19 protein-coding genes are annotated in these 24,982 nt (G+C 70.0%); 9 read left to right on the forward strand and 10 right to left on the reverse strand.

The genetic code is table 11. The features are described 5' to 3' along the window. Window positions 1–18: 18 nt before the first annotated feature. The gene (locus PUT80_RS01330; RefSeq protein WP_037805929.1) at window positions 19–453 is read left to right on the forward strand and encodes a MarR family transcriptional regulator; all 435 of its coding nucleotides are present in this window, start codon (window positions 19–21) and stop codon (window positions 451–453) included. Here the strand turns inward: PUT80_RS01330 and PUT80_RS01335 are convergent. Continuing rightward, window positions 377–1,015: a TetR/AcrR family transcriptional regulator gene (locus PUT80_RS01335; protein WP_134661507.1), complete on the reverse strand. Its 639-nt coding sequence runs from the start codon at window positions 1,013–1,015 to the stop codon at window positions 377–379. The two genes, PUT80_RS01330 and PUT80_RS01335, sit on opposite strands and share 77 nt — an antisense overlap. A gap of 92 nt (window positions 1,016–1,107) precedes the next feature. Between PUT80_RS01335 and PUT80_RS01340 the strand changes: the two genes are divergently transcribed. Then, window positions 1,108–2,169 (forward strand): Gfo/Idh/MocA family oxidoreductase, encoded by a 1,062-nt coding sequence (locus PUT80_RS01340; protein ID WP_275290802.1) that lies wholly within the window; start codon window positions 1,108–1,110, stop codon window positions 2,167–2,169. A 139-nt stretch (window positions 2,170–2,308) separates the two neighbouring features. On the opposite strand, the gene PUT80_RS01345 is transcribed toward PUT80_RS01340, so the two are convergent. Next, complete coding sequence (locus PUT80_RS01345) at window positions 2,309–3,298, reverse strand: malate dehydrogenase (protein WP_037805932.1); 990 nt, start codon at window positions 3,296–3,298, stop codon at window positions 2,309–2,311. Window positions 3,299–3,852: 554 nt separating this feature from the next. Between PUT80_RS01345 and PUT80_RS01350 the strand changes: the two genes are divergently transcribed. Continuing rightward, window positions 3,853–4,491 carry a DUF4360 domain-containing protein gene (locus PUT80_RS01350; protein ID WP_037805934.1) on the forward strand — a complete coding sequence of 213 codons (639 nt, stop codon included), beginning with the start codon at window positions 3,853–3,855 and terminating at the stop codon, window positions 4,489–4,491. A gap of 37 nt (window positions 4,492–4,528) precedes the next feature. Here the strand turns inward: PUT80_RS01350 and PUT80_RS01355 are convergent, their stop codons facing one another. Next, window positions 4,529–4,966: a MarR family winged helix-turn-helix transcriptional regulator gene (locus tag PUT80_RS01355; RefSeq protein WP_037805936.1), complete on the reverse strand. Its 438-nt coding sequence runs from the start codon at window positions 4,964–4,966 to the stop codon at window positions 4,529–4,531. A gap of 103 nt (window positions 4,967–5,069) precedes the next feature. On the opposite strand from PUT80_RS01355, the gene PUT80_RS01360 reads away from it, so the two are divergent. Next, the gene (locus PUT80_RS01360; protein ID WP_051728497.1) at window positions 5,070–5,456 is read left to right on the forward strand and encodes a nuclear transport factor 2 family protein; all 387 of its coding nucleotides are present in this window, start codon (window positions 5,070–5,072) and stop codon (window positions 5,454–5,456) included. Between the two features lie 94 nt (window positions 5,457–5,550). Here the strand turns inward: PUT80_RS01360 and PUT80_RS01365 are convergent, their stop codons facing one another. Beyond that, window positions 5,551–7,320: a protein kinase family protein gene (locus tag PUT80_RS01365; RefSeq protein ID WP_275290803.1), complete on the reverse strand. Its 1,770-nt coding sequence runs from the start codon at window positions 7,318–7,320 to the stop codon at window positions 5,551–5,553. 127 nt (window positions 7,321–7,447) lie between these two features. On the opposite strand from PUT80_RS01365, the gene PUT80_RS01370 reads away from it, so the two are divergent. Further along, window positions 7,448–8,398, forward strand: a complete 951-nt coding sequence (locus PUT80_RS01370; RefSeq protein WP_037805939.1) for an aldo/keto reductase — start codon at window positions 7,448–7,450, stop codon at window positions 8,396–8,398. A 1-nt stretch (window position 8,399) separates the two neighbouring features. On the opposite strand, the gene PUT80_RS01375 is transcribed toward PUT80_RS01370, so the two are convergent. Genes PUT80_RS01375 through PUT80_RS01385 form a run of 3 tightly spaced genes read right to left on the reverse strand, consistent with a single transcriptional unit; the run spans window position 8,400 to window position 14,020 of the window. Then, window positions 8,400–10,487: an FUSC family protein gene (locus PUT80_RS01375; RefSeq protein WP_275290804.1), complete on the reverse strand. Its 2,088-nt coding sequence runs from the start codon at window positions 10,485–10,487 to the stop codon at window positions 8,400–8,402. Further along, window positions 10,484–13,582, reverse strand: a complete 3,099-nt coding sequence (locus tag PUT80_RS01380) for a GH92 family glycosyl hydrolase (protein ID WP_275290805.1) — start codon at window positions 13,580–13,582, stop codon at window positions 10,484–10,486. Before PUT80_RS01380 ends, PUT80_RS01375 begins: the two co-directional genes overlap by 4 nt. 39 nt (window positions 13,583–13,621) lie before the next feature. After that, window positions 13,622–14,020, reverse strand: coding sequence for a GNAT family N-acetyltransferase (locus PUT80_RS01385; protein ID WP_134661496.1), 399 nt, complete (start codon window positions 14,018–14,020; stop codon window positions 13,622–13,624). On the opposite strand from PUT80_RS01385, the gene PUT80_RS01390 reads away from it, so the two are divergent. Further along, on the forward strand, window positions 14,019–14,321 hold the full coding sequence (locus PUT80_RS01390) for a hypothetical protein (RefSeq protein WP_275290806.1): 303 nt from the start codon (window positions 14,019–14,021) through the stop codon (window positions 14,319–14,321). The genes PUT80_RS01385 and PUT80_RS01390 overlap by 2 nt on opposite strands. A 71-nt stretch (window positions 14,322–14,392) precedes the next feature. On the opposite strand, the gene PUT80_RS01395 is transcribed toward PUT80_RS01390, so the two are convergent. After that, window positions 14,393–18,700, reverse strand: a complete 4,308-nt coding sequence (locus PUT80_RS01395; protein WP_275290807.1) for a GH92 family glycosyl hydrolase — start codon at window positions 18,698–18,700, stop codon at window positions 14,393–14,395. An 891-nt stretch (window positions 18,701–19,591) separates the two neighbouring features. Between PUT80_RS01395 and PUT80_RS01400 the strand changes: the two genes are divergently transcribed. Together PUT80_RS01400 and PUT80_RS01405 are read left to right on the forward strand one after the other, a co-directional pair. After that, window positions 19,592–20,245, forward strand: coding sequence for a methyltransferase domain-containing protein (locus PUT80_RS01400; protein ID WP_037805950.1), 654 nt, complete (start codon window positions 19,592–19,594; stop codon window positions 20,243–20,245). Then, a complete protein-coding gene (locus tag PUT80_RS01405) occupies window positions 20,245–20,877 on the forward strand; it encodes a class I SAM-dependent methyltransferase (protein ID WP_037805952.1) in 633 nt (210 codons plus the stop codon). The genes PUT80_RS01400 and PUT80_RS01405 overlap by 1 nt, the downstream gene beginning before the upstream one ends. 4 nt (window positions 20,878–20,881) lie before the next feature. Here PUT80_RS01405 and PUT80_RS01410 read toward each other — a convergent pair whose 3' ends face one another. Both PUT80_RS01410 and PUT80_RS01415 read right to left on the reverse strand, forming a co-directional pair. Beyond that, entirely contained in the window at window positions 20,882–22,186 is a 1,305-nt protein-coding gene (locus tag PUT80_RS01410) for a M20/M25/M40 family metallo-hydrolase (protein ID WP_037805953.1), read from the reverse strand. Next, window positions 22,179–23,006 carry a M55 family metallopeptidase gene (locus PUT80_RS01415; protein ID WP_037805955.1) on the reverse strand — a complete coding sequence of 276 codons (828 nt, stop codon included), beginning with the start codon at window positions 23,004–23,006 and terminating at the stop codon, window positions 22,179–22,181. Before PUT80_RS01415 ends, PUT80_RS01410 begins: the two co-directional genes overlap by 8 nt. Before the next feature lie 188 nt (window positions 23,007–23,194). Between PUT80_RS01415 and PUT80_RS01420 the strand changes: the two genes are divergently transcribed. Continuing rightward, complete coding sequence (locus PUT80_RS01420) at window positions 23,195–24,979, forward strand: ABC transporter substrate-binding protein (RefSeq protein WP_275291091.1); 1,785 nt, start codon at window positions 23,195–23,197, stop codon at window positions 24,977–24,979. The last annotated feature ends 3 nt before the right edge of the window (window positions 24,980–24,982 follow it).

Here is a 24,982-nt window from a genome sequence, read left to right on the forward strand (position 1 = left end):
AGTTGCTAGGATGGGCTCATGACGGAATCCCGGGCGGTCGCCGAACGCGAGCTGTGCGGTCTGGTGAACGGGCTGGCGCAGCAGATCGCCGACCACGTCCGCGAGCGCGCGGTGACGCTGGGGCTGACCGCCCCGCAGGCCACCGCGCTGCGCGAGCTGACCGGCCCGATGACGATGCGCGAGCTGGCCGAGCGGATGAGCTGCGAACCGTCGAACGCCACGTTCGTCGTCGACAAGCTGGAAAAACAGGGGCTGATCGAGCGGCGCGCGCATCCGACCGACCGGCGCGCCAGGCATCTCGTCCTCACCGAGGACGGCACGGCGCTGCGCGAGCGGCTGCTCGAACTGCTCACCCGGGATTCGCCGCTGGCCGGGCTCAGTCCGCAGGAGCAGCGGGTGCTGCAGGGTCTGCTGGAGCAGGCGATCGTGCCGGGCGCAGGCCGTCGAGGATGATGCGGAGGTTCCGCCGCCACTGGTCGTCGCCCGGGACGAGGCCGATCGTGTGGTCCGGCGGGATCGCGGTGGCGAGCGCGAACGGGACGTCCCGCCAGTCGACGTCGGCGCGGAGGGTGCCGGCCTGTTGCGCCCGCTCGACCAGCTGTCGCACCGCCCGCTGCAGCCGGGTGATCCGTTCCTCCAGGTCGAGGCGTTCGCCGCGGCCGGAGAGGGCGTCGTGCAGTCCGCAGCTGGCCGCGCGGAGTTGGATGTAGGTTTCGGCGAATTCGGCGAATCCCTGCCACGGATCGGGGGAGTCGAGCACGCACGCGGCGCGGTCGGTCATCTCGTCGATGGTGTCGGTGAGGATGGCGGCCAGGAGCGCGTCCAACGACGGCACGCGCCGGTACAGCGTGCCGAGGCCGACGCCTGCGCGCTGTGCGATGTCGCGGGTCGTGACCGCGAGTCCTAGCTCGTCGAGCGCTTCGCGGGTCGCTGCCACCAACCGCTCGACGTTGCGCTGTGCGTCGGCGCGCGGTCGGCCTTGGGCGAGCAGCGCTGCGACGGCGGAGTCCGGCATTCCCGCAGTCTAAACCAAGCGGGTCACTCTGTTCCGCTTCTGGTAGCTTGGCGGAAACGGAACAACGTGACCCGTTTAGTGGAGGTGGGGACTTGACCAAGCCGATCGGCGTCGGAATCCTCGGAGCGAACCCGGATCGGGGCTGGGCCGCGCGGGCGCACATTCCCGCCATCGCTGCGTCGCCCAGCTTCTCGCTTGCCGCCGTCGCCACCACGCGCACCAGCAGCGCGGAAGAGGCGCGCGCCCGGTTCGGTGCGCGGCATGCCTTTACTGACGCCCGGAGTCTCGCCGAGCACCCTGACGTCGACTTGGTTGTCGTGACGGTGAAGGTGCCCGCGCACGTTGAGTTGGTGACGGCTGCGCTCGAGGCAGGTAAGCATGTCTACTGCGAGTGGCCGTTGACGACGACCGCAGACGAAGCCGCCGCGCTGGCTGCGGCGGGGGAGCGGGCCGGAGTGCACACGGCGGTGGGCCTGCAAGCGCGGTTCTCGCCGACTGTCCGCCGGGCTCGCGAGATGCTCGGGGAGATCGGCGAGGTGATGTCCGCGACCGTCTACAGTTCGCGCGGCAAGGGAAACACTCACGACGTTCCCGGTTGGACGGCTTACACCTACGACCGCCGCAGCGGTGCCGGGCTGGTCGAAGTCCTCGGCGGGCACACGCTCGATCTGGTGCAGTACCTGCTCGGGCCGATCCGCGAGCTGACCGCCCGGACCGCGATCCGGAACGGCTCGCATCGCGTGGCCGAAACGGGGGAGCCGATCGACGTCACGGCACCCGACCACTTCCTCGCGCACGCCGAACTCGACGGCGGGGCAGTGGTGTCCGTCCACCTGCACGACGGGGAAGCGGCGATACCCCGGACGCGGATCGAGATCGCGGGCACCGAAGGAAATCTCGCGCTGACATCCGCGCCGGAGACCGATCCGTGGGCCGCGCAGCTGCAGATCGGTGGGCTGGAACTGCGATTGTCCCGCCCCGGCAGTCCGGAATGGACGGTGGTCCCGGTGTGCGATCCCAGCGAGTTGCCAGTCCAGGCGGCGAACGTAGGCCGGGTCTACGACCACCTGGCCGCGGACCTCCGCGACGGGACGCACGCGGTGCCCGACTTCGCCACTGCCCGCCGACTCCACGAGCTCCTTTCAACTGTATAACGGCCTATACGGCGGGCGATCGAAAGACAACCTACACGTGATACAACCGTGCGCCCCGCATGTCCAAAACAACCGCACAGGACGCGAAAACGAGCGATGGCCGCCCCGAAACCGGGGCGGCCATCGTGGAAAACGAACCTCAGATCAGGCCCAGCTTGCGGACCGCGTCGCGCTCCTCGGCCAGTTCGGCCACGGAGGCGTCGATGCGCGGGCGGGAGAACTCGTCGATCTCCAGGCCCTGCACGATCTCGTACTTGCCGTCCTTCGCGGTGACCGGGAAGGAGGAGATGAGGCCCTCCGGGACGCCGTAGGAGCCGTCGGAGACGACGCCGGCCGAGGTCCAGTCGCCCTCGGGGGTGCCGTTGACCCAGGTGTAGACGTGGTCGATCGCGGCCGACGCGGCGGAGGCGGCCGAGGAGAGGCCGCGGGCCTCGATGATCGCGGCGCCGCGCTTGGCGACGGTCGGGATGAAGGTGTCGGCGAGCCACGCCTCGTCGTTGATGGTCTCGGCGACGTTCTTGCCGTTGACCTCGGCGTGCTGCACCGACGGGTACTGGGTGGCCGAGTGGTTGCCCCAGATCGCGACCTTCTTCAGATCGGTCACGGCCACGTTCAGCTTCTTGGCCAGCTGGGCCAGCGCGCGGTTGTGGTCGAGACGGGTCATCGCGGTGAAGCGCTCGGCGGGCACGTCGGGGGCGTGCGACTGGGCGATGAGCGCGTTGGTGTTGGCCGGGTTGCCGACCACGAGCACCTTGATGTCGTCGGCCGCGCCCGCGTTGATCGCCTCGCCCTGGGGCTTGAAGATGCCGCCGTTGGCCTCGAGCAGGTCGCCGCGCTCCATGCCCTTGCTGCGCGGGCGGGCGCCGACCAGGAGGCCGATGTTCGCGCCGGAGAAGGCCTGCTTCGGGTCGTCGAAGATGTCGATGCCGGCGAGCAGCGGGAACGCGCCGTCGTCCAGCTCCATCGCGGTGCCCTCAGCCGCCTTGACCGCCTGGGGGATCTCCAGGAGCCGCAGCTTCACCGGGGTGTCGGCGCCGAGCAGCTGACCGGACGCGATGCGGAACAGCAGCGCGTAGCCGATCTGGCCGGCCGCACCGGTGACGGTGACGTTGACAGGGGCTTGGGTCATTGCGCTTCTCCAGCTTGAGACGACTTTGGCTAGTACCGAGGATGCTAGCCCTACCGGCGGGCGTCGTCCGGGTGCGTCCAGTCACGGTAGCCAGGATCACGTTCGCGTCCCGGGCGATCCGCCTTAAGTCGTGGGGCGAAGGGCGTAACTCGAGATCACGATCGAGTTGCGGGCGCGCGCGGTCGCGACGGGCGTGCGGGCGCGGAGGTTCGGGTCGGACGGCGACGGGCGGGGCGGTCCGTCGAATCGCCCCGGGAAGAGCGGGTCGGCGAGGTAGCGGGCGCGGCGCGTGAACTGTCCTGATTGCCCCGGTTTCCGCGGTCTTTTTCGCCGGATTGTCCGGACCTGCTGGGTCAGCAGGTGCTGTGTCGTTTATTTTTGAATAATTTTTGTTGATTCGTCAATTGTCCATAATAGCTTTTGTCAACGGCTTGTGAACACGTTGCTGTGCACAGCTAAGCAACGGCGTTGCTCCATTCAGTGGGACTAGCCGCACAGTTGTTGCGCTACCCTGTCGAAACCCCCACCCACCCGGAAGTAATGGGAAGGAACCCATGCTTGCCACGATGGCCGCTGCTCTTTTGGCGCTTTCTTCGACAATTACCCCGCAGTCTTGGCCGCAGAATCCGCCGCCGGACAAAATTATCATCGACGTCGCGACCGTGAACGGGACCGGTTGCCCGCCGGATACGGCCGCGGTTTCGGTTTCCGCGGACAACACCGCGTTCACCGTCACCTACAGCCAATACACCGCGCAGGTCGGCGTCGGCGCGCAGCCGACGGACTTCCGGAAGAACTGCCAGATCGGCCTTCGCGTGCACGTGCCGCAGGGGTTCACCTACGGGATCGCCTCGGCGGACTACCGCGGGTTCGGGCACCTGGAAAAGGGCGCGTACGGCGTGGAGCGCGCGAACTACTATTTCCAGGGGAACTCGCCGACCGCGTACGCGACGCATCGGCTCGACGGGTTCTATGACAATGACTGGCAATTCTCGGATTCGACCGACATCGACGCGATTATCTACGAACCGTGCGGGCAGGAGCGGAATCTGAACGTCAACACGGAATTGCGGGCTTATGCCGGCACTTCGGATCCGGCGAAGACGACGAGCTTCCTGACGATGGACTCGACGGACGGCAGCGTCCAGACGGTTTACCACTTCGCCTGGAAGACCTGCCCGGAAACCCGGTAACTGCGGGACGCGGACCCGTGAGCGCTTCCTCGGGCGCTCACGGGTCCGTCCGCGCGACGTTTTCCGCGAGCCTGCCCAGCAATGCGGCCAGGGTCGCGATTTCGTCGTCGGTGAACCCGCGGCGCATCCGCTTGTCGTGCGCGATCGCGGCGTCGGCGAGGCGGTGGAAGGTGCGTTCGCCGTAGCCGGTCAGCTCGACCTGGTGCACGCGCCGGTTTTCCGGGTCGCGGGTGCGGGTGAGCAGGCCGGCGGTTTCCATGCCGTTGAGGTGGTGGGTGAGCGTCGCGCCCTGGATGCCGACGGCGTCGGCGAGTTCGCGCTGGCTCGCGTGCTGGCGGGTTTTGAGCGCGATGAGGATCTGCCAGACCGGCTGCGATCCGCCGACCTCGGCGAGCGCGCGGTCGAAGGCCTGGCCCGCGGTCTTGGCGGTGCGGGCGAGGAGAACGCCGAGCGGCGGGGTGGCGGGTCGGGGCACGGGGAGGACGGTACCGCAGGTTCGTCGAACTCTAACCGTTTGACGACGAACGATTCGATACCTAACGTTTGTGGTGTCTCATCGATCGGCACTGGAGGACACTATGGATGTTGCGGAGATCTCCGACCTGGGCAAACGCTGGGCGGCCGCCGAGGTCGCGGGCGACACGGACACGTTGAGCGGCCTGGTCGTCGACGGATTCCGGCTCGTCGGACCGCTCGGCTTCGTGCTCGACCGGCAGCAGTGGCTGGACCGCTACCAGTCGGGCGCGCTGGCGACGCAACGCCTCGACTGGCGCGACGTCGAGGTGCGCGTCCACGGCGACACGGCGATCGCGATCGGCGTGCACGACCAGGAAGCGACCCATCAGGGGAACCGCGTGGACGGCACCTTCCGGGCGACCCACATTCTGGTGCGCGGCGAGGACGGCTGGCGGATCGCGGGGATGCACCTCAGTCCGATGGGTGCGCCGCCCGCTTTCGCCCGCTGACCCGGGACGACGGATCGTGTGGCTCGGACTGCCGCCTAGTTCAACGGCGTCGGGTCCAGGTCCCGAGGGCTCCGTCGTGGCATGTGGTGCGGGGTCAGGGTTTGCGCCACAGGTGCACGGTCGTGTCCGCTGTCGAGCCGGTAGTGGTGGCGATGGTTTTCCGGTCCGGGCTGACCGCGAAGCTGAGGATTCCGGGGAGACTGGCTCCGTCCTGTTGGCCGTCGAGGTCCCGGACCGTGACTGTTCCCGCCGCGAGCGCGAGGAGGTGCTGGTCGTCCAGCCCGGCTGAAGCCATGAAGACGTAGGCTTCCCTCATTTCCCCGTAGGCGGGAGCCGGGGCCAGGGAAAACGCCGGGCGCAGCTGCTCGTGCGTGGCGGTGTCCCACTGCCGCACCTGCGGCGGTGCACCGGCTCCGGCGCTAGTGGTGATCAACGTCCGGCCGTCCGGCCGGAAGGCGAGGCAGCAGATCGGCTCGGTCTCGGAGAAGACGATCGGTTTTCCCGCTGTCTTGAGCGAAGCTGTGTCCCACAGGTCGAGCTGACTGGTGTGGGCGGAGTGGCCGTCCCGCTGGTAGACGGCGAGGGTGCGTCCGTCGGGGCTGAATGCCGAGACCCGGAAGGCGGCTGGCGTGTCGATGCTGCCGATGCGGGTGCGGTCGGCGACGCGCCACAGGTCGGTCCTGCGCGGGGAGGCCATCGGCACCGCCGCGACGCTGCCGTCGGGGCTGAGCTCGGGCCAGGCGCCGCCGCGGTCGATGTTCTCGAGCACGAGGGGTTCGCCGATTTCCCGGCCGGTGCGCGAGTCCCAGGTGCGCGCCGTGAACTGGTTGTCTTTGACCTGCGCGGTGGCCAGGGTGATGCCGTCGGAGCGGAAGGTCATGCCGGGCAAGCCGGTTTCGGGGAAGGGGCCGATGCGCGGGCCGACCGGTTTGCGGGTCACGACGTCCAGGACGTCGATGGTGAAGTCGGCGTTCGCCGTCGCGAGGAGCCGGCCGTCGTGGTTGAACGTGACGTACTGCGGATGTCCGCGCGCGACGAGGAAGCCGGATTCGGTGAGCGGCGACGGGGGTGCGGGCGGGGGTGCGGGCGGGTCCGGCCACGCGATCCAAGCGGCGAGTCCGGCGATCGCCAGGGCGAGCGCGCTGATCAGGATCCGCCGACGCGGGGCGGCACGTCGCGGGGGCGGCGGGGTGTCCGCGACTTGGTAGATCACCGAGTCGTCCAGCGGCATGTGCTGGCCGTCGAGGTACTGGGCGAGTTCGGCGGTTCGTTCGGCGACGAGTTTCTCGACGGCGGGCGGCCACGGGTCCGCGGACGGCCTGAGCGCTTCGAGCAATTCGGCGGCGGTGGGCCGGTCTGCGGGGTTTTCCGCGAGGCATGGGCGGAGCGCCTCGGGAAGCGCGGACTTCGCGGCGAGAAGCGTGCCGAGCGCGAAGACGTCGTCGGCTGGGTCGTCGCCGGTCGCGCGGGCGATGAGCCTCGCTCCGCTGCTGGTGAGCCGGATGTGGGACGGCGTCAGCTTCCCGTGCGCGAGCCCGGCGCTGTGGAGCCGGGTCAGGTCGGCCGCGATTCCGGCGGCCAGCCGGAGCACCGCGGGTTCGGGCAGTGCGTCGGGTACGTCCCGCAGTGAGGGGCCGGGCACGAATTCTTGTGCCCACCAAGGTGTGGACGCGTCCGGGTCGGCCTCGAGCACCGCGCTCAACGCCGCGGCTTCGGCGGACTGCCGGGGCGCCAGCGTGAGCGCGACCAGACGGTCGTCCGGTCCGCTGCCGAGCAGGACCCGGGTGGTCTCGTCCCGGGCCAGTTCCGCGAGCACTCGGTACTGACCCAGCCAGAGCGGGTCGTCGACCGCCGGTCTTCTCATCAGCTGCCTCCCCGGAAAGCTGTGCGAGAAGATCGATCCTGCCAGGTTTGCGGGCGGGCGAGGTACGAGCGGGCAGAATCGCTCGCCGGCACGGGCATCGGCGGGCGGGGAGTGCTTGAATGCGATCATGGTCGCACTTCGCACACTGGGCTCATCCGACCTCGCCGTCTCCCCGCTGTGTCTCGGCGGGAACGTGTTCGGCTGGACCGCCGGCGAACCGGCGTCGTTCGCGGTGCTGGACGCCTACGCCGAGGCGGGCGGGAACTTCGTCGACACGGCCGATTCGTACATGTACCAGTTCCCGGGCAACGAGCCGGGACAGTCCGAGACCATCCTCGGCAAGTGGCTCGCCTCGCGGCGGAACCGGGACGACGTGGTCGTGGCGACGAAGGTCGGGGACCATCCGGAGTTCAAGGGGCTCGCGCCGGCGAACGTCAAGGCCGCGGCCGAGGAGTCGTTGCGGCGGCTGGGGATCGAGCGGATCGACCTGTACTACACGCATTTCGACGACGAATCGGTTCCGGTCGAGGACATCGTCACCGCGCTGGACGAGCTGGTGAAGGAAGGCAAGGTCCGCGCGATCGCGGCGTCGAACATCAGCCCGGAGCGGCTGACCGAGTCGCTGGAGTTCTCCGACCGCGAGGGGCTGGCGAAGTACGTGGCGCTGCAGCCGAAGTACAACCTCGTCGCGCGGGACGAGTACGAGAGCGAGCGGCGGGGGATCGTGCAGCGGCACGGGGTGGCCTGCGTGCCGTATTTCGGTCTGGCGTCGGGGTTCCTGACCGGCAAGTACCGGCCCGGCCAGCAGGCGGACAACATCCGCAACCTGCCGGGGCTCGCCGGTGGTTACGCGGGTACCGAGCACGGCGTGAAGGTGCTCGCGGCGCTGGAGGAGGTCGCGAAGGCGCGCGGCGCGGAGATGGCGACGGTCGCGCTGGCCTGGCTCGCGCAGCAGCCGACGGTGGCCGCGCCGATCGCGTCCGCGCGCACGGTCGAGCAGGTGCCCGCGCTGGTCGCGATGCACGACGTGGAGCTGAGCGACGACGAGCTGCGGATCCTCGACGCCGCCTCCGCGTAGGTCAGCTGTGCCGCGGCGGGTCCTGCGCGCCGACGCCCAGCACGCGGCCCAGCGCGATCAAGCCCTCGTCGAGGTGGCTCAGGCTGGACAGCACGGCGCGGGTCTCGGCCTCGTCGATCCGGTCGGCGACCGGGGTGCCGTCGTCGCGGACGAGTTTGCGCGGCCGCGTGCCGCCGGGGTTGCTGACCGCCTCGTGCACGAGGTCGACGTTCGCGATGATCCGGCCGGCGAACTGGTCCAGCCGTTCCGAGACCGGGCCGGCGAGCTGGCCGGGCTGCGCGCGGGCGGCCACGTGCCGGGCGCGGAAGGCGATGCCCTCCAACGTGGTCAGCACGTGCCAGCCGTAGTCGCGGCGGGCGCTGCGCAGGTTGATCGGGTGGGTGAGCGGTTCGATGGTCAGCCGCACCTGTTCGACCGCGCGGTCGAGGTCGCGGGACATCTCGATGATGTTCACGTTCTCCCGGCCGGACAGCAGGGTCGCGGCTGACTCGATGAACTCGTGCAGTTCGTCGAGCGCGATCGCGATGTCGTCGAGCATCACCGCGCGCGTGCGGACCGGCAGCACCACCACGGCGGCGAGCAGCCCGCACGCCGCGCCGACCGCGGTTTCGGCGACCCGGATCCACAGCACCTCGATGCTGAACGTGCCGAGCAGGCTGTAGAGCAAGCCGAGCATGCTGGTCACGAAGAACGCCATCAGGAACTGCGAAACCCGCGCGGTGTAGACCATGCCGAAGACGCAGACGAGCAGCAGCGCGAGGATCGCCGGGGTGTTCCCGCTGACCAGCAGCGCCAGCGCGACGCCGCCGACGATGCCCAGCAGGGTCCCGCCGGTGCGGCGCATGCCTTTCACGAACCTTGCGCCCGCGCTGGAGGTGCCGATGAACACGACGAACACCGTCAGCACCGCCCAGTACCAGCGCTGCGGCGAGATCAGCTGCCCGGCCAGCACGGCGAGCCCGCCGCCGAGCACGGCCTGGATCGCGCCGCGGGTCTGGTTGTCGTAGGCGAAGGCCTTGGTCGGTTCGTCGTCCTCGTCGTCGCCGACGGAGAAGTCCACTTCGGACTGCAGGCTGGCGATCCGCTGCGCCCGGTCGTCCGCGACGGCCAGTTCGGCGATCGCGCGGCGGACGCCGTCGCCGGGGTGCGCGCGTTCGTCGATCCGGCTGCCTTCCACGAGCATCCGGCTGTACTCGCCGGTCTCGCTGATCAGCGGCAGGTCGCGCGGGTCTCGTTCCATGAGCGACCGGAACCGGGACAGCCGGGCCACGAGATCGTCCGCGACCCCCTCGGGCAGCGGCTGCGAGCAGGTCCGGCGCACGGTGATCACCAGCCACTGCACGGCCAGTTCGACCTCGATCACCCGGCGGCGCAGCTGGTCGGCGCGGCGGTCGTCGACGACGTCGGGCGCGTGGTCCTCGATGAGCAGGACCACCTCGTGCAGCCGCTCCACCGAGGTGCGGATCTGCCGGTCGCTGCGGTCCGAACCGCCGGACGAGATGTACGCCTCGGTCGCCCGCACCGCCGCGCCGAGCCGGGCGCGGAACGCCTGCCGGTAGCGGATCAGCTCGCTTTCGGCGTTGCGGCGCAAGAGAAGGAACCGCACGACCGCGTTCGCCGCGACCCCGATCGCCAACGCGAGCAGCAGGTGCGGCACCTGCGCGAGGTGCGCCTGCAGGAACATCGGGAAGAAGAACAGGAAGAACGCCATCGACCCGAGCGCGATGCCCCGCGCGCCGAACCGCTGCACGTACACCGCGACGAAGATCAGCAGCACGAACACGATGCTGTCCGCGGGCGCGTACGCGGAGCCGAAGCACGCGGCGGTGATCGACGCGGCCCCGACCACGAGCGCGAGCAGCAGCGTGACGGCCTGGCCGCCGCTGGTCGCGTCGTTGACGGTGAACGCGCTCATCATCGCCGCGATGGCCGCGACGAGCGTCGTGGTGAGCGGGAAATGCAGCGGCAGCATCGCGAGGACCGCGATGACGATCCCGAGCACCGCCGACGCGGCGAGCCGCAGCCGAACGAGCCCGGGGTCGGCCGCCGCCAGCCGGTCGAGGAAGGCGTTGCGCACGTCGGTGATCATCGGGCCAGCAGCTCCCACTGGGCGAGGGCGACGCGCCGCCGGGTCGAGGCGCGGACCCGCAGCCGGTAGTGCCGGCACGCGGCGGGTTCGGCGAGCACGAACGGCCGGGTCTGGCGCCGCCACCGGAACACCTCGCCGGAGCGTTCGTCCAGGGTCCGCCACCGGCGCCCGTCGTCGGAGCCTTCGAGCACCCAGTCCTTCGGATCGCCCGCTCGGCTGCCGGAGGTGAGCGTGTAGAGGACGACCTCGCGCGGCTCGCCTTCGACGGCGAACGCGATGGTCGGCCTTGGCGTGCGGAAGACGGCTTGGGTACGGCTGGTGTTGTCCGCCAGAACGCCGTGGACAGTGCGGACGGCGAGGTCGCGCAGCGGCGCGGGGGCGGCCGGGGCGACCGGTTCCGTACCCCAGTCGCCGGGTTCGGCGCGGACGTCGAACTCCAGCACCGCGCCGCGCGCGAGGACCGTGTGCGCGAGGGTGGCCGAAGGGTGCGGTTCGCCGTCGACAGTCAGGCCGTGCACGTACGGCGTGTCGGCCGCGCTGTCGGCGGTCGCGGCGCGGGGTGCTCGGATCACCAGGTCCTTTCCGCTGTCGAGGTGCACGGTGGCGGAGCGGAACAGCGGCGCGCACACCGCGTACCGCGGGCTGCCGACGGCCAGCGGGTAGAGACCGAGGGCGGTGAAGACATACCAGGCCGACATTTCGCCGTTGTCCTCGTCCCCGGGATAGCCCTGGCCGAGTTCGCCGCCGACGTACAGCCGGCGCAGCACCTCGCGGACGGTCCGCTGCAGTTTCGCCTGCGCCCCGGCGAAGGCGTAGACGAACGGGATGTGGTGCGAGGGCTGGTTGGAATGCCCGTACTGGCCCATCCGCACGTCGCGGGCCTCGGTCATCTCGTGGATCCGGCCGCCCTGGCCGGTTTCCGGGAGCCGGAAGAACTCGTCGAGTTTCGCCTCGAGACCCGCCGGGCCGCCGTGGAGCGCGGCGAGACCGGGACCGTCGTGCGGCACGGAGAACGCGGTGTTCCAGGCGTTGGTCTCCACGTAGTCCGGACCCCACGCCGTCGGGTCGAATCCTTCGGCCGCGTGCCGCCAGCCGCCGTCGAGGGTGCGGCCCTGGAAGAAGCCGGTCCGCGCGTCGAAATGGTTGGCGTAATGCAGGGCCCGCTGGCGGAAGTAGACGGCGTTGTCGGCGAACCGGCGGGCCCGCGCGCCGCTGCTTTCCCGAGCGAGCGCGTCGGACAGGTTGGCGAGGCCGAAGTCGTTGAGACAGCCTTCGAGCGCCCAGGACAGGCCGCCGCGCGTCGAGGCCGGCGTGTAGCCGAGGAATGCGGAGCGGTCGAGACCCTTGCGGCCCACGCCTTTGCGCGGCGGGCTGACGGTGGCGTTCTTGAGCGCGGCGTCGTAGGCGGCCTCGACGTCGAAGTTCGTGACGCCCTTCAGGTACGCGTCGGCGAACGCGACGTCGGAGCTGGTGCCGGTCATCAGGTCGGCGTAGCCGGGGGAGGACCAGCGGGCGATCCAGCCGCCTTCGCGGTACTGCTGCACGAAACCGTCGATCATCCGGCCGCACTGGCGCGGCGCGAGCAGCGCGTACGCGGGCCAGGCGGTGCGGTAGGTATCCCAGAAGCCGTTGTTGACGTACAACTCGCCGTCGACGACTTTCGCGCCGGTGCGCCGCCGCGTGCTCGGCCGGAAGCTCCGCACGACCGGGCTCGCGTGCCGGATGCCGCGCGGCGTGTTCTCGTGCGCGACGTTCGGATACAGGAACAGGCGGTACAGGCACGAGTAGAAAGTGGTCAGCTCGTCCTCGGACGCGCCTTCCAGCTCGACCCGGCCGAGCGCCTCCTGCCAGCGTTCCCGCGCCCGGTCCCGGACCTGGTCGAACGTCGTGCCCGCCGGGATTTCCAGCGCCAGATTGCGTTTCGCCTGCGCCAGGCTGATCAGCGACGTCGCGATCCGCAGCGTCACCTCGGGCTCGGCGAACTCCAGGCTGCCGGTCACCGTCCGCCAGAACGGCCGCCGGATCCGCCCGCCGCCCGACGGCCGCTGGTCAGCCTCGGCGTAGACGAACATCCGCCGCGCGCCGGTCGACAGCCCGCTCCGCACCCACGTGTGCCCGGTGACGATCCCGCGCGCGGCGTCGATCCGGATGCCGCCGCGGTTGCGGGCGTTGTCGAACAGCACCCAGCCGCGTTCGGCCGGGAACGCGAACCGGAACATCGCCGCGTGCTCGGCCGGCGCGACCTCGGCGGTGATGCCGCCGCGGAACCGCACGCGGTAATGGTGCGGCCGGTCGGTCTCGTCGTCGTGGCTGAACGCCAGCGAACGCCGCCCGCGGTCCGGCTCGACCGGTCCGGAGCCGGGCATGAGGTGGAAGGTGTGCCGGTCGCCCATCCACGGACTCGGCTGGTGGCTGAGCCCGAACGCCTGCAGCCGCGGTTCGTTCCGCTCGTCGTTGTGCCGGTGGTAGGAGTAGAACCAGCTCAGCGCCCGCGCGTCGGTGACCGGGGTCCAGAAGTTGAACCCGTGCGGGACCGCGGTGGCCGGGAAGGTGTTGCCGCGCGAGAACTCGTCGCTGGAATGCGTGCCGCGCGTCGTGCGGACCCAGTCGACTGGATCTTTGCGCTCCGGCGGATGCTCGGCGATCCGGACGTCGTCCAGCCAGCCCGTTCCGTCGCCGTCGAACGCGGTCGTCAGCAGGATCCGCCGCACCCGCCGTCCGGCGAACGCGTTCAGCGGACGGCGCACCAGGTTCCACTGGTCGACGTAGAGCGCTTTCTCTTCGGGGGCGAACCCGGCGCGGCTGCCGTCGTCGAACTCGACATCGAGCGCGACCCGCGTGCTGCGGTAACTCGGCACCGGACCGTCGGAAGCCGGGAAGACCACATACGACAGTGCACTGTGGTCAGTGACCGGAATGTCCACCTCGAACAACACGACCGGCGGCCCAGCCTGGTAGCGCAAGGCTTTCGCCCCGGTGAACCCGACGCCGGTCTTCGCGGTCGGCGACCGCCGCGGCCCGCTGTCCACCCGCGCCCCCGCGACCGGCTGCGGATCGCCCGCTTCGAACGAGGAGAAGAACGCAGCCGTGGTCACGCCCCCACGGTAATCGCTCCCGCACCGGCGCGCGCCGGATCAGCTCGCGGTGAGCCGGATCAACCCCGCGTCAGTGGAGGTGAACCCGCAGGCGCCGAAGTAGAACGGGCGCAGGCGCGGTTCGAAGTCGACGTGCAGCCACTCGCAGTCCGCGTCCCTCGCGGCATCCCGCGCCCGGCGGACGAGTTCGGTGCCGATGCCGCGGTGCTGCCAGTCCGCGTGCACCTTCGGGTCGAGGAGGAACGCGTGGTCGGCGCCGTCCCAGGCCAGGTTCGCGAAGCCGACCAGCTGATCGCCGTCGTGGGCGCTGACCCAGCCGAGACTGTGCTGCCTCGCTCGGTTCCACCAGCCGGGTTCCGCGTCTCCGCCGTGCGCTTCGGTGAGAGCGACGAGCTGCGCGTCGGCGAGGTCGGCTCGCCAGGCGTAGGTGATCTCCATGACGCGACGCTCCCACGGGTTTCGGCGGGCGAGCCACCGAATAAGCTGGGGCGGCGCGCTCTCTGCCGAGCTCCCGCCCCGCTGGAAACACGACGAAGACCTGAACATCCGCTACGCGGGCCTCCGCGCTCTCACCCACGACCCGGCCGACTGGACCGGCTTCGGCGCGGTCACGCTGGACGAAATCCTGCCCCACGAGCACGGCTGCAGCCACGAGATCGGCTTCCTCGCCGGATCGCTCACCGTCGTCAGCCGCGACCTGACCGCGGCCTGGACCGAAGCCGACTGCCCGGACAAGTAGCCGGACGCGCCGCAGGCCAGGCGCCCGGAACGAATCCGGGCGACTGGCCTGCGACTGGGAAAATCAGCCGATCACAACTGCGCGCACTGCCCGGCGGACGGGCCGCGGACGGTGTTGGCGAGGTCGTGGTCGGTCGGGGCGGGAGAGTTGCCCGTGCAGGCCAGCGGCCCGCCCACGGTGCTGCTCGTGATCAGCGGCCCCTGGTTCCCGGTCAGGTTCACCGGGCCCGAGATGTCGGTAAGCTCGATCGACACCGGACCCGTGCTGCCGGTGATCGACACCGGACCGGCGACCTTCGTCCGGTTCAGCACCACCTGCGCCGCGCCGGCCGCCGCGAGCGGGCCGGTGATCTGGCCGCCGCGCACGATCAGCGAAGCGCCGCGCGCCACGTTCACCGGACCCGACACCGTCGCGCCGTTCAGGCACACCACGCCGCCCGACACGGTCAACGGGCCGTTCTGCACACCCGTCAGCGTCTTGGTGCACGACGCGTCCGGACGGCCCAGCAGCTCGAACTCCGCCAACGTCGCCGGACCGCCGGTGGTCGCGGTGACCTCCAGCCGGTAGTAGGCGTAATGCGCCGGGTTCTTCACCGCGAACGCCCGGGTCTGCTGCCGCCACTGGAACGACTGGTCGGTCTGCTGATCGGCGACCGTCCAGTTCTTCCCGTCGTACGAACCCTTCAGCGTCCAGCTCTTCGCGTCGCCCGCCCCGGTGCCGGAGGTGAGCGTGTAGTGCGTGACCGCCTCGTCGGTCGACTTCAGCTGGTACTGCACCGCACCGGTCACCTTCGCCTGCGTGCGCGAGGTGTTGTCCAGCAACGCCGACGCGTCCGAACCGTCCGAAGTGGACAGCGTGCCCAGCCCCGTTCCCGTCTCGTCGTGCAGCGGCGTCGGCACCGCGTCGCCCGTGGTGATCGACTTCGGCGCGTCGCCCGCGCCGGTGCCCCACGTCGACGGGTTCGGGCCCATGTCGAAGTCGAGCGTGGTGCCGTGCGCGAGCACGTCGTGCGGCAGCGACGTCGACGTCCAGTTCTTCCCGTTGACCTTCAGACCCTGGACGTAGACGTTCTTCGCCGAGTTCTTCGGCGCGTTGATCACCAGGTCCCCGCCGGGCAGGTGCACGGTCGCCTTGGTGAACAGCGGCGACCCGATCGCGTAATCCGGGCTGCCCATCTGCAGCGGGTAGAAGCCCAGCGAGCTGAACACGTACCACGCGGACATCTCGCCGTTGTCCTCGTCGCCCGCGTAGCCCTGGCCCAATTCGCTGCCGGTGTACAGCCGCGACACCGCCTCGCGCACCTTCGCCTGCGTCTTCGCCGGCTGGCCCGCGTAGTCGTACATGTAGAGGATGTGGTGCGAAGGCTGGTTGGAGTGGCCGTACTGGCCCATCCGCACGTCCCGCGCCTCCCGCATCTCGTGGATCACGCCGCCGTAGCTGCCCGGGAAATTCGCCGTCTCCTGGTCGGCGAAGAACTGGTCGAGCTTGGCGCCCAGCTTGTCCTTGCCGCCGTAGAGATTCGCCAGCCCCTGCCCGTCCTGCGGCACGGTGAAGGCCATGTTCCAGCCGTCGGTCTCGGTGTAGTCCCCGCCCCACTGGCGCGGGTCGTAATCGGCCTTGGCCTTCGTGAACTTCCCGCTCGCGTCCTTGCCCTGGAAGAACCCGGTGCTCGGGTCGAACAGGTTCACGTACTGCTGCGCGCGGCTGGTGAAGTACTGGTAGTTCTCCAGGTACTCCGCCTTGCGCGGATCGTTCGCCGCGGCCTGGTCGTACAGCTTCTTCGACAGGTTCGCGATGCCGAAGTCGTTGACGTAGCCCTCGATCGCCCACGAGAAGCCCTCGCCGGTCGAATTCGGCGTGTACCCGAGGAAAATCGACTGGTCCAGACCCTTGCGGCCGACCGCCGAGTTCGGCGGCGTCACCGTCGCGTTCTTCAAGGCCGCGTCATAGGCCGCCTTGACGTCGAAGTTCGTCACGCCCTTCTGGTAGGCGTCGGCGAACGCGACATCCGAGCTCGTCCCGGTCATCAGGTCCGCGTAACCGGGGGAGGACCAGCGCGCGATCCAGCCGCCGTCGCGGTACTGCTGCACGAAACCGTCCACCATCTTGCCCGCCATGTCCGGCGTGAGCAGCGAATACGCCGGCCACGTCGTGCGGTAGGTGTCCCAGAACCCGTTGTTCACATACGTCTGCCCGTCGACGACCTTCGACCCGGTCTGCGTCGCGGTGTCCGGGCCCGCCTTCGGCGACACCGGGCTCGCGTACCGGTACTTCGGCGCCTCCTTCGAGCCGACGTTCTCGAAACCCTCGTTCGGGTACAGGAAGAGCCGGTACAGGTTGGAATACAACGTCTCCAGCTGGTCCTTCGACGCGCCCTCGACCTCGATCACGCCGAGCTGCTTGTCCCACGCCTGCTGCGCCGCGTCCCGCACCGAGTCGAACCCGGCGTTCGGGGCGATCTCCTGCTCCAGGTTCTTCTTCGCCTGGTCCACGCTGATCAGCGACGTCGCGATCCGCATTGTCACCGTCTTGTCCGCGCCCGCGTCGAACCGCAGATAGCCGGTCACGTTGTCGCGGTTCTGCCCGGTGAGCTTGCCGCCGGTCGTGACGGGCTTGTCGAACGTCGCGTAGACGAACATCCGCCCGGCGCCCGCCGACAGCCCGCTCTTCGCGTCGGAATACCCGCTGAGCGTGCCGTGCGCCGGGTCGAGCGTGAGCCCGCCGGAGTTGTTGACGTTGTCGAAGATCAGGCTGGAATCAGCGCCCGGGAACGAGAACCGCATCATCGCCGCGTGATCGGCCGGCGCGATCTCGGTCTTGATCCCGTTCTGGAACGTGACGCCGTAGTAATGCGCCCGCGCCACCTCGTTGTCGTGCGTGAACGGCAGCGCCCGCTTGTCGCGGTTCGCGTCCGGCACCCCGCTCGCCGCCGACGGCATCACCTGGAAACTCTGCCGGTCGCCCATCCACGGGCTCGGCTCGTGGCTCACGCTGAACGCCTGCAGCTGCGGGAGATTGTCCGCGTTGTTCTGCGAATGGTAGTTGTACAGCCAGCTCGCCGAACCCGCGTCGGTCACCGGCGTCCAGAAGTTGAAGCCGTGCGGCACCGCGGTCGCCGGGAAGTTGTTGCCGCGCGAGAACGTGCCGTTCGCCATGGTGCCGCGCGTGGTGAGGACGTTGTCGCTGGGCCGGGTGCTGGCCGGGGGAGTCGGCGTCGCCGAGATCTTCAGATCGTCCAGCCAGCCCGCGAACTGCGCCGGGCCGTCCGGGTTGTCGTAGCCGATCGCGATCCGGTCGATCGTCTTGCCCGCCGCGACCCGCCCGATCGCCGACCGCACCAGGTTCCACTGGTTCGCGTAGAGGACCTTGCTCGCGCCCTGGCCCTCCGGCGTCAGCGGGAAACCGTACTGGTCGGTCGCGCCGAGATCGCGCAGATGCGTGCCGTCGGTGAAGTCCAGGTCGACCGCGACGTTCGTGCTCGGGTACTTCAGATCGCCCTCGACGAACTGCGGCTGCACCTTGTACGACAGCTCGCTCGTCTCCGTCACCGGGAGGTCGACGTCGTAGACCTTGTTGTAGGAGTAGCCGTGCCCGGCCTTGGGCTGGCTGCCGGAGTACCGGAACGCCTTCTTGCCGGTGAACCCGACCCGGTTCTTGTTCGTGTAGCCCTGGCTCGGGCCCGAATCCACGACGCTGCGCATGTTCGGCAACGGCGGCGGGGCCGGATCGTCGTTGGCCAGCAGCAGCTCCGAAAACTGCATGATGTCGTCGCCGTTGTTGCGCGTGACGTCCAGCTGGTAATACCGGTACGCGTCGCTCGGCGCGGGCAGCTTGTAGTCGTTCTGCTGGAACCGCTTGTCGAACGACTGGCCCGCCTGCTTGTCCAGATCGGTCCACTGCTGGCCGTCGTTCGAACCGCGCAGCGTCCAGTCCCGCGGATCGCGGCCGGGCGCGTCGTTCGCCGAGGACACCGCGTAGTGCGTGATCTTCGTCGGCTCCGACAGCGTGAACGTCACCGACGCGGTCGGATCCCACGACAGCCACTTCGTGCCGGTGCTGCCGTCGATCAGGTTCGCGGCGACCTCGCCGCCGCCGGTGTTCTCGCTGGTCGCGCTGATGTCGGTGACCTTGCCCCGGATGTCGCCGGGGATCGCGGTCCCGTTCGCGCCGTCCACGCCCGAAGCCCGCGGCTTCCCGGCGGCATCGGTGTCGACAGCGTCCTGGATCGGTTGCGGGTCGTTCGGCTCGAACGAAGAAACGAAGTCCGGCGGGGCGGCCTCGCCCGGCGCGGCACCGGCCGCGGCGGGCAGGACGACCAAGCCCGCAGCCGCCACCGCCGCGACGAGCACGGCATGCAACGGTCTGGCGCTTCGGGGCATCATTGCTCCCAGTTCGTCAGGGGATCGGGGGCCCGGGACTTCGCGAAATCCCGGGGTGCGGGAAGCTCAACGCGCGGGTGACATCGATGTCAAGGCCGCCCCGCAAACCTGACCGGAAACGGACAACCCTTCCCGGCCCCGCTACGGCAACCGGGTGTCGGCCCGGCCCCGGGGCACCCCGATGCGACAACCGGACGCTCGCCCCGCCCGGGCCGCGCCGCTACGGCAAACGGGGTGTCCGCCCGGGCGGAACCGCCCCGACGCGGCGTTCGGGTGACCACCCCGCCCCTCCCGGCCCCGATGCGGCATGGGGTGTGTGCCACGCACCGAACGCCGCATTGGGTGCGTCAGATGCACCCAATGCGGCATTGGGTGCATCTCGCGCGTAGCGAGTGCGGATGCGCGGAACTCTCCCCATCCGGCTGCCCCGGCAGGCGCAGGGGAGGTGCGTGAGGGTTCCCCTCACGGAATCAGATTCCGTGAGGGGAACCCTCACGCACCGCTCGCGTGCAGTCGGTGGGCGGGCTCGCTGACGCAGCCCTCGCTAGTAACAAAACCCCATCGGGCTCGTCGCATGCACCCAATGCCGCATTGGGGCGGCAGGCGAGGCGCAGGCGCCAGGCGGCCAACGAGGCGGAGCGGTCAACGAGGCGGAGCCTTGGCGCGGTCGGCGAGGCGGAGACTCGGCGCCGTCGGCGAGACTGCCGTCGGCGAGCCCGAGGTCTGTGAAGGCCTCCTTGAGAGAATCAGATTCCCTCAAGGAGCCCTTCACAGCCAGCCGCGCGGCCCAGCCGGGAAACCACACGGAACATCCGGCCCAGGCGGAGAAGCCATCGGCACTCGGCCAGTCGAGCGCACCGGCGCCCAGGCCCGGCGGGTATAACAGAGTCCATGCCAGACGACGCCATCGATCCCGACGAGGAAGCCCGCCGCCGGGCCGGACTCGCCCTCGCCAACGGCGACCCCACCGGGTGGTTCGAGCCCCTCTACGCCGCGGCGGAAGCGGGCGAGGCCGTCCTGCCGTGGTACCGCGGCGAGCCCTCGCCGGAACTCGCCGCCTGGGTCGCCGGGCGGCCCGGCAACGGGCGGCGCGCGCTCGTCGTCGGCTGCGGCATGGCCGACGACGCCGAACTCCTCGCCGCCGCCGGATACGAGACGTCCGCCTTCGACGTCTCGCCCAGCGCGATCAAAGCCGTGCTCAACCGCTTCCCCGACACCGTCGTCTCCTACCGCACCGCGGACCTGCTCACCCCGCCCGCGGAATTCCACTACGCCTTCGACCTGGTCGTGGAGATCATGACCGTCCAGTCGATGCCCAAGGACGTCCACGACCCGGCCATCGCCTCGGTGTCCGGGTTCGTCGCCCCGGGCGGAACGCTCGTCGTCGGCGCGGTCGCCGAGGAAAGCATCGACCTCGCCACCTGGTCCGGACCGCCGTGGCCGCTCAGCAAGGCCGAGGTCGAATCCTTCGCCCGCGACGGCGTCACCCTCGCCTCGCTGGAACGGGTCCGCGACAGCCGCTGGTGGGCGGAGTTCACCCGCTGATGCCCGAGGACCGTCCCGCGACCAGCCACGAACGCGCGGCCGGGCGTCCGTGGGACGAGTCCTATCAGGACGGTCCGGCTCCCTGGGACCTCGGCCGCCCGCAACCGGCGATCGTCGAGCTCGCCGCGGAGGGCGCGTTCCGCGGCACGGTCCTCGACGCCGGCTGCGGCACCGGCGAGAACGCGCTGCACCTCGCCGCGACCGGACTGTCCATTGTGGGCATCGACGTCGCGGAAACCGCTGTCGAGCAAGCGAAAGAGAAGGCCCGAAGCCGGGGGATCGCGGCCGAGTTCGCGGTCGGCGACGCCTTCCGGCTGTCCACTGTGGACCAGACCTTCGACACCGTCCTCGACTGCGGCTTGTTCCACACCTTCGACGCCCGAGAACGCCAGACCTACGTCGCCAGCCTCGCGTCCGTCACCGAACCGGGCGCGAGGCTGCACATCCTGTGCTTCCGCGAAACCGACGGGGACGCCGGACCGCACCCGGTCTCCCGCGCCGAACTCGAAGCGCCGTTCCAGCGCGAAACCGGCTGGCAGCTGGAAACCCTGCGCGGCAGCCGGATCGTCGCCCGGTTCGCCCCGGACGGGCTTCCCGCCTGGCTGGCGACGATCCGGCGCGTCGACGCCTGACCGCTCAGCACGACTCCAGGAACCGCGTCAGCACCCGCGTCCCGAATCGCAGCCCGTCCACCGGCACCCGCTCGTCCACGCCGTGCGCCATCGCCCGGTACGGGAAGCCTTCCGGCAGCGCCAGGGGAGCGAAGCCGTAGCACGCCATCCCCAGCTGGCTGAACGCTTTCGCGTCCGTTCCGCCGCCCATGCAGTACGGCACCACGACCGCCTCCGGGTCCTCCGCCCGCAGCGCCTCGGCCATCGCGTCGAACCACGGCGAATCGACCGGAGCCTGCACCGGCGGCTGATGCGCCACGAATTCCCGCGTCACACCCTCGCCCAGCAGCGAATCCACCACCGCGAACAGGTCGTCCTCGGTCCCCGGCAGCACCCGGACGTCGACCTGCGCGGTCGCCGTCGACGGGATCACGTTCACCTTGTACCCGGCCTCGAGCATCGTCGGCGTGGTGCTGTTGCGCACCGTCGGCACCACCAGCGACCCGGCCGCCCCCAGCCGCGCCACCGTTTCGTCGACCGCGTCGCCCGACGACAGGTCCACCGGCACGCCCAGCGCCGCGCCGGTCCGTTCCAGGAACGCCCGCACCGTCGGCGTCAGCTGCACCGGCCAGCGGTGGTCCGCGATCCGCTGCAACGCCCCGACCAGCCGCACGACCGCGTTCTCCGCGTTCGGCCGCGACCCGTGCCCGGCCCGCCCGCTCGCGGTCAGCCGCAGGTGCGCGGTGCCGCGCTCGGCCGTCCCGACCGGGTACAGCCGCACTTTCCGGCCGTCCGCGGCGGGCACGTGATAGCTGTACCCGCCGGACTCGCTGATCGCCGCCGCACAGCCTTCGAACAGGTCCGCGTGCTCCTTGACCAGCCAGTGCGCGCCGTAGTCGCCGCGGTCCTCCTCGTCGGCGACGAACGCCAGCACGAGATCCCGCCGCGGCGCCAGCCCGGACGCGACGGCGGACAGCACCATCGCGCAGAAATCCTTCATGTCGACCGCGCCCCGGCCCCACAGGAACCCGTCGCGCACCTCGCCGGAAAACGGCGGTACAGACCAATCGGCGGCGCGCGCGGGCACCACGTCCAGATGCCCCTGCACGAGCAGCGCGGGCAGCGTCGGATCGGTGCCCGGGATCCGCGCGATCACGTTCGACCGCTGCGGCTCGGGCTCCAGAATCCGGGACGGAACCCCGTGCCGGTCAAGGAATTCCGCGACGTACTCGGCGGCGAGCCGTTCGCCCGCCGCCTCCCCGCCGCCGTAGTTGGTGGTGTCGAACCGGATCAGGTCCGCGCACAGCGAAACCACGTCGACCTCAGCCATAAATGCCCTGCACCGCCCCTGCCGCGATGGCCGTGACCACCTTGAACGCCTTCATCGCCTCGGTCATGCTCGGCGCCTCGAACGCGACCCGGCGCGTCCCGGTCTGCTCCACGGTCGGGATCACCGCGGTCGCCTGCGCCAGATGGCTCGCGTCGAACTCGACCTCGATCCGGTGCCGCCCCGGCGTCCGCTCGGTCCGCCCGGCCAGCCCCATCGCCTCGCGCGCGCCGGTTTCCAGCAGCCGCGCGGTGCGCGCCGGCGGCAGGCAGATCGCCGCGTACCGGCTCACGCATTCCTTGACCTGCACCAGTTCCGCGTCCGGCGCGTAGTCGCGCGCGTCCTCGCAGGTCTGGTCGTCGCCGCTGACCAGCAGCACCGGCACGCCGTACTCGCCGGCCATCGCGGCGTTCAGCCTGCCCTCGCTCGCCGGGACGTCGTCCAGCCACACGCCGGTGATCTGGTTCTCCAGGTACGTGTGCGACAGGACGCCGTCGAACCCGGCGCCGGCGTGGTAGCCGAGGAACACCACACCGTCCACACCGGAATCGATGCCCTGCATCATCGACAGCGGCTTGTGCCGCCCGGTCAGCATCCGCGCGCGTTCGTCGAGGTCTTCCAGCAGCAGGTTGCGCTGCGACGAGTGCGCCTCGTTGACGAGCACGTCGGTCGCGCCCGCCGCGTACAGGCCGGCCAGCACCGCGTTGACGTCGCCGGTGAACATGCCCCGGAACCGCTGCCACTGCGGGCTCCCGGGCACGACGTCGTCGGTCCAGGTGACCCCCGTGGCGCCTTCCATGTCGGCCGAGATCAGGATCCGCATGCCGGGCACTCTAGTGATCCGCCCCGCGAGCATAACGATCGGACACGCAGCGGCGCCGTCACATATTGCGCACTTCCCGCCGTATGTGGTTACTTTTCGTCTCTGGGGTCGGGGATTGACGATGGGGTGGTTCTCAAGTGCGAAATAAGCACGGGCGGCACGGGTTGCGCCGCGTTTTCGGTGTCGTGATGGCGGGAACGCTGGCGATTCTGCCGCTGGCAGGGACGGCGGCAGCACAGGCGGCACCACAGCAGGCCCAGCCGAAGGTGCTGCGGGTCGCGCTGACCACTGGTATCGACCACTTGAACCCGTTCACCGCCGGGCTCGCCGCGTCGACCCAGGTCGGCCGGTTCATCTACGAGTTCCTGACGATCCCGTCGCAGGACAAGGCCGAGGCCTCCCCGGCGCTCGCCGAATCGTGGACGACCTCGCCGGACAAGCTGACCTGGACGTTCAAGATCCGCAAGGGCGCCAAGTGGTCCGACGGGCAGCCGGTCACCGCGAAGGACGCCGCGTTCACCTTCAACCGGATGCTCACCGACTCCACCGCGCGCACCGCGAACGGCAACTACGTCGCGAGCTTCGAGTCGGTGAAGGCGCCGGACGACACCACGCTGGTGATCAAGACCAAGACCGTCCAGTCGTCGATGACGCTGCTCGACGTCCCGATCGTGCCCGAGCACGTGTGGTCGCAGATCAAGGACCTGAGCGACCCGAAGACCGACACGATCCCGGTCGTCGGCGTCGACGACGGGCCTTACCAGATCACCGAGTACAAGCAGAACGAATACGTCAAGTTCAAGGCCAACAAGAACTACTGGCGCGGCGCGCCGAAGGTCGACGAACTGCAGCTGCTGGTGTTCAAGGACGTCGAGGCCGCGGTGAACGCCCTCAAACAGGGCGAGGTCGACGTGATCAACCGGCTCACCCCGACCCAGTTCGACGCGCTCAAGGGCCAGCCGAACATCGAGCTGAACAAGGCGCCCGGCCGCCGCTACAACGAGATCAACCTGAACCCCGGCGCCGAGAACTCCGAGAACAAGCCGATCGGCAACGGAAACCCGGTGCTCAAGGACATCCGGCTGCGCCAGGCGATCGCGCAGTCGATCGACATCAAGACCATCGTGGACAAGGTCGCCGGCGGCTACGCCCAGCCCGGCGGCGGCGTGATCCCGCCGATCTACTCGGCCTACCACTGGGACCCGGCGCCGGGGGAGGCGCGCAAGTTCGACCTCGCCGCCGCCAACGCCGCGCTCGACGCGGCCGGCTACCCGAAGGGCCAGGACGGCATCCGCACCGCGCCCGGCGGCGCGCGCCTCGAACTGCGCCTCACCGGACACGCGAACCGCGCCCAGGACCAGCGCCTCGCCCAGTACATCACCGGCTGGCTGCACGACATCGGCATCTCGGTGAAGCAGGAACTCGTCTCCGACGACGAGCTCAACGACCGCACCAACGCGGGCAACTACGACCTCGCGATCTCCGGCTACGCGAACAACCCGGACCCGGACTACTCGCTGGCCCTGCACACCTGCGCCGCACGGCCGAACGCGGAAGGCAAGGGCGGCACCACCGACACGTTCTTCTGCGACCCGCAGTACGACGCGCTCTACGCCAAGCAGCTCGCCGAAACCGACCCGGCTGTCCGTGCCGGCTACGTCAAGCAGGCCCAGGCACGGCTCTACAGCCAGGCCGTGAACGTCGTCTACGACTACGACGACGCCCTCGAGGCCTACCGCTCCGACAAGTTCTCCTCCTTCGGCAAGCAGCCGCAGCCCGAGGGCTCGATCCTCGAGCAGACCGCTTACTGGGGCGTGTACGGCGCGGTCCCGGCCGACGCGTCGGCCGCCTCCTCGGACAGCGGCTCCGGCACGACGGTGTGGATCGTCGTCGGCGCGGTGGTGCTCGTCGTGCTCGTGGGCGGCGGCATCGCGCTGTCCCGCCGCGGCAAGTCCGCCGACGACCGGGAGTAGCAG

Origin of the sequence: Amycolatopsis sp. La24, from assembly GCF_029087445.1 — a bacterium.
GTDB lineage: Bacteria > Actinomycetota > Actinomycetes > Mycobacteriales > Pseudonocardiaceae > Amycolatopsis > Amycolatopsis nivea.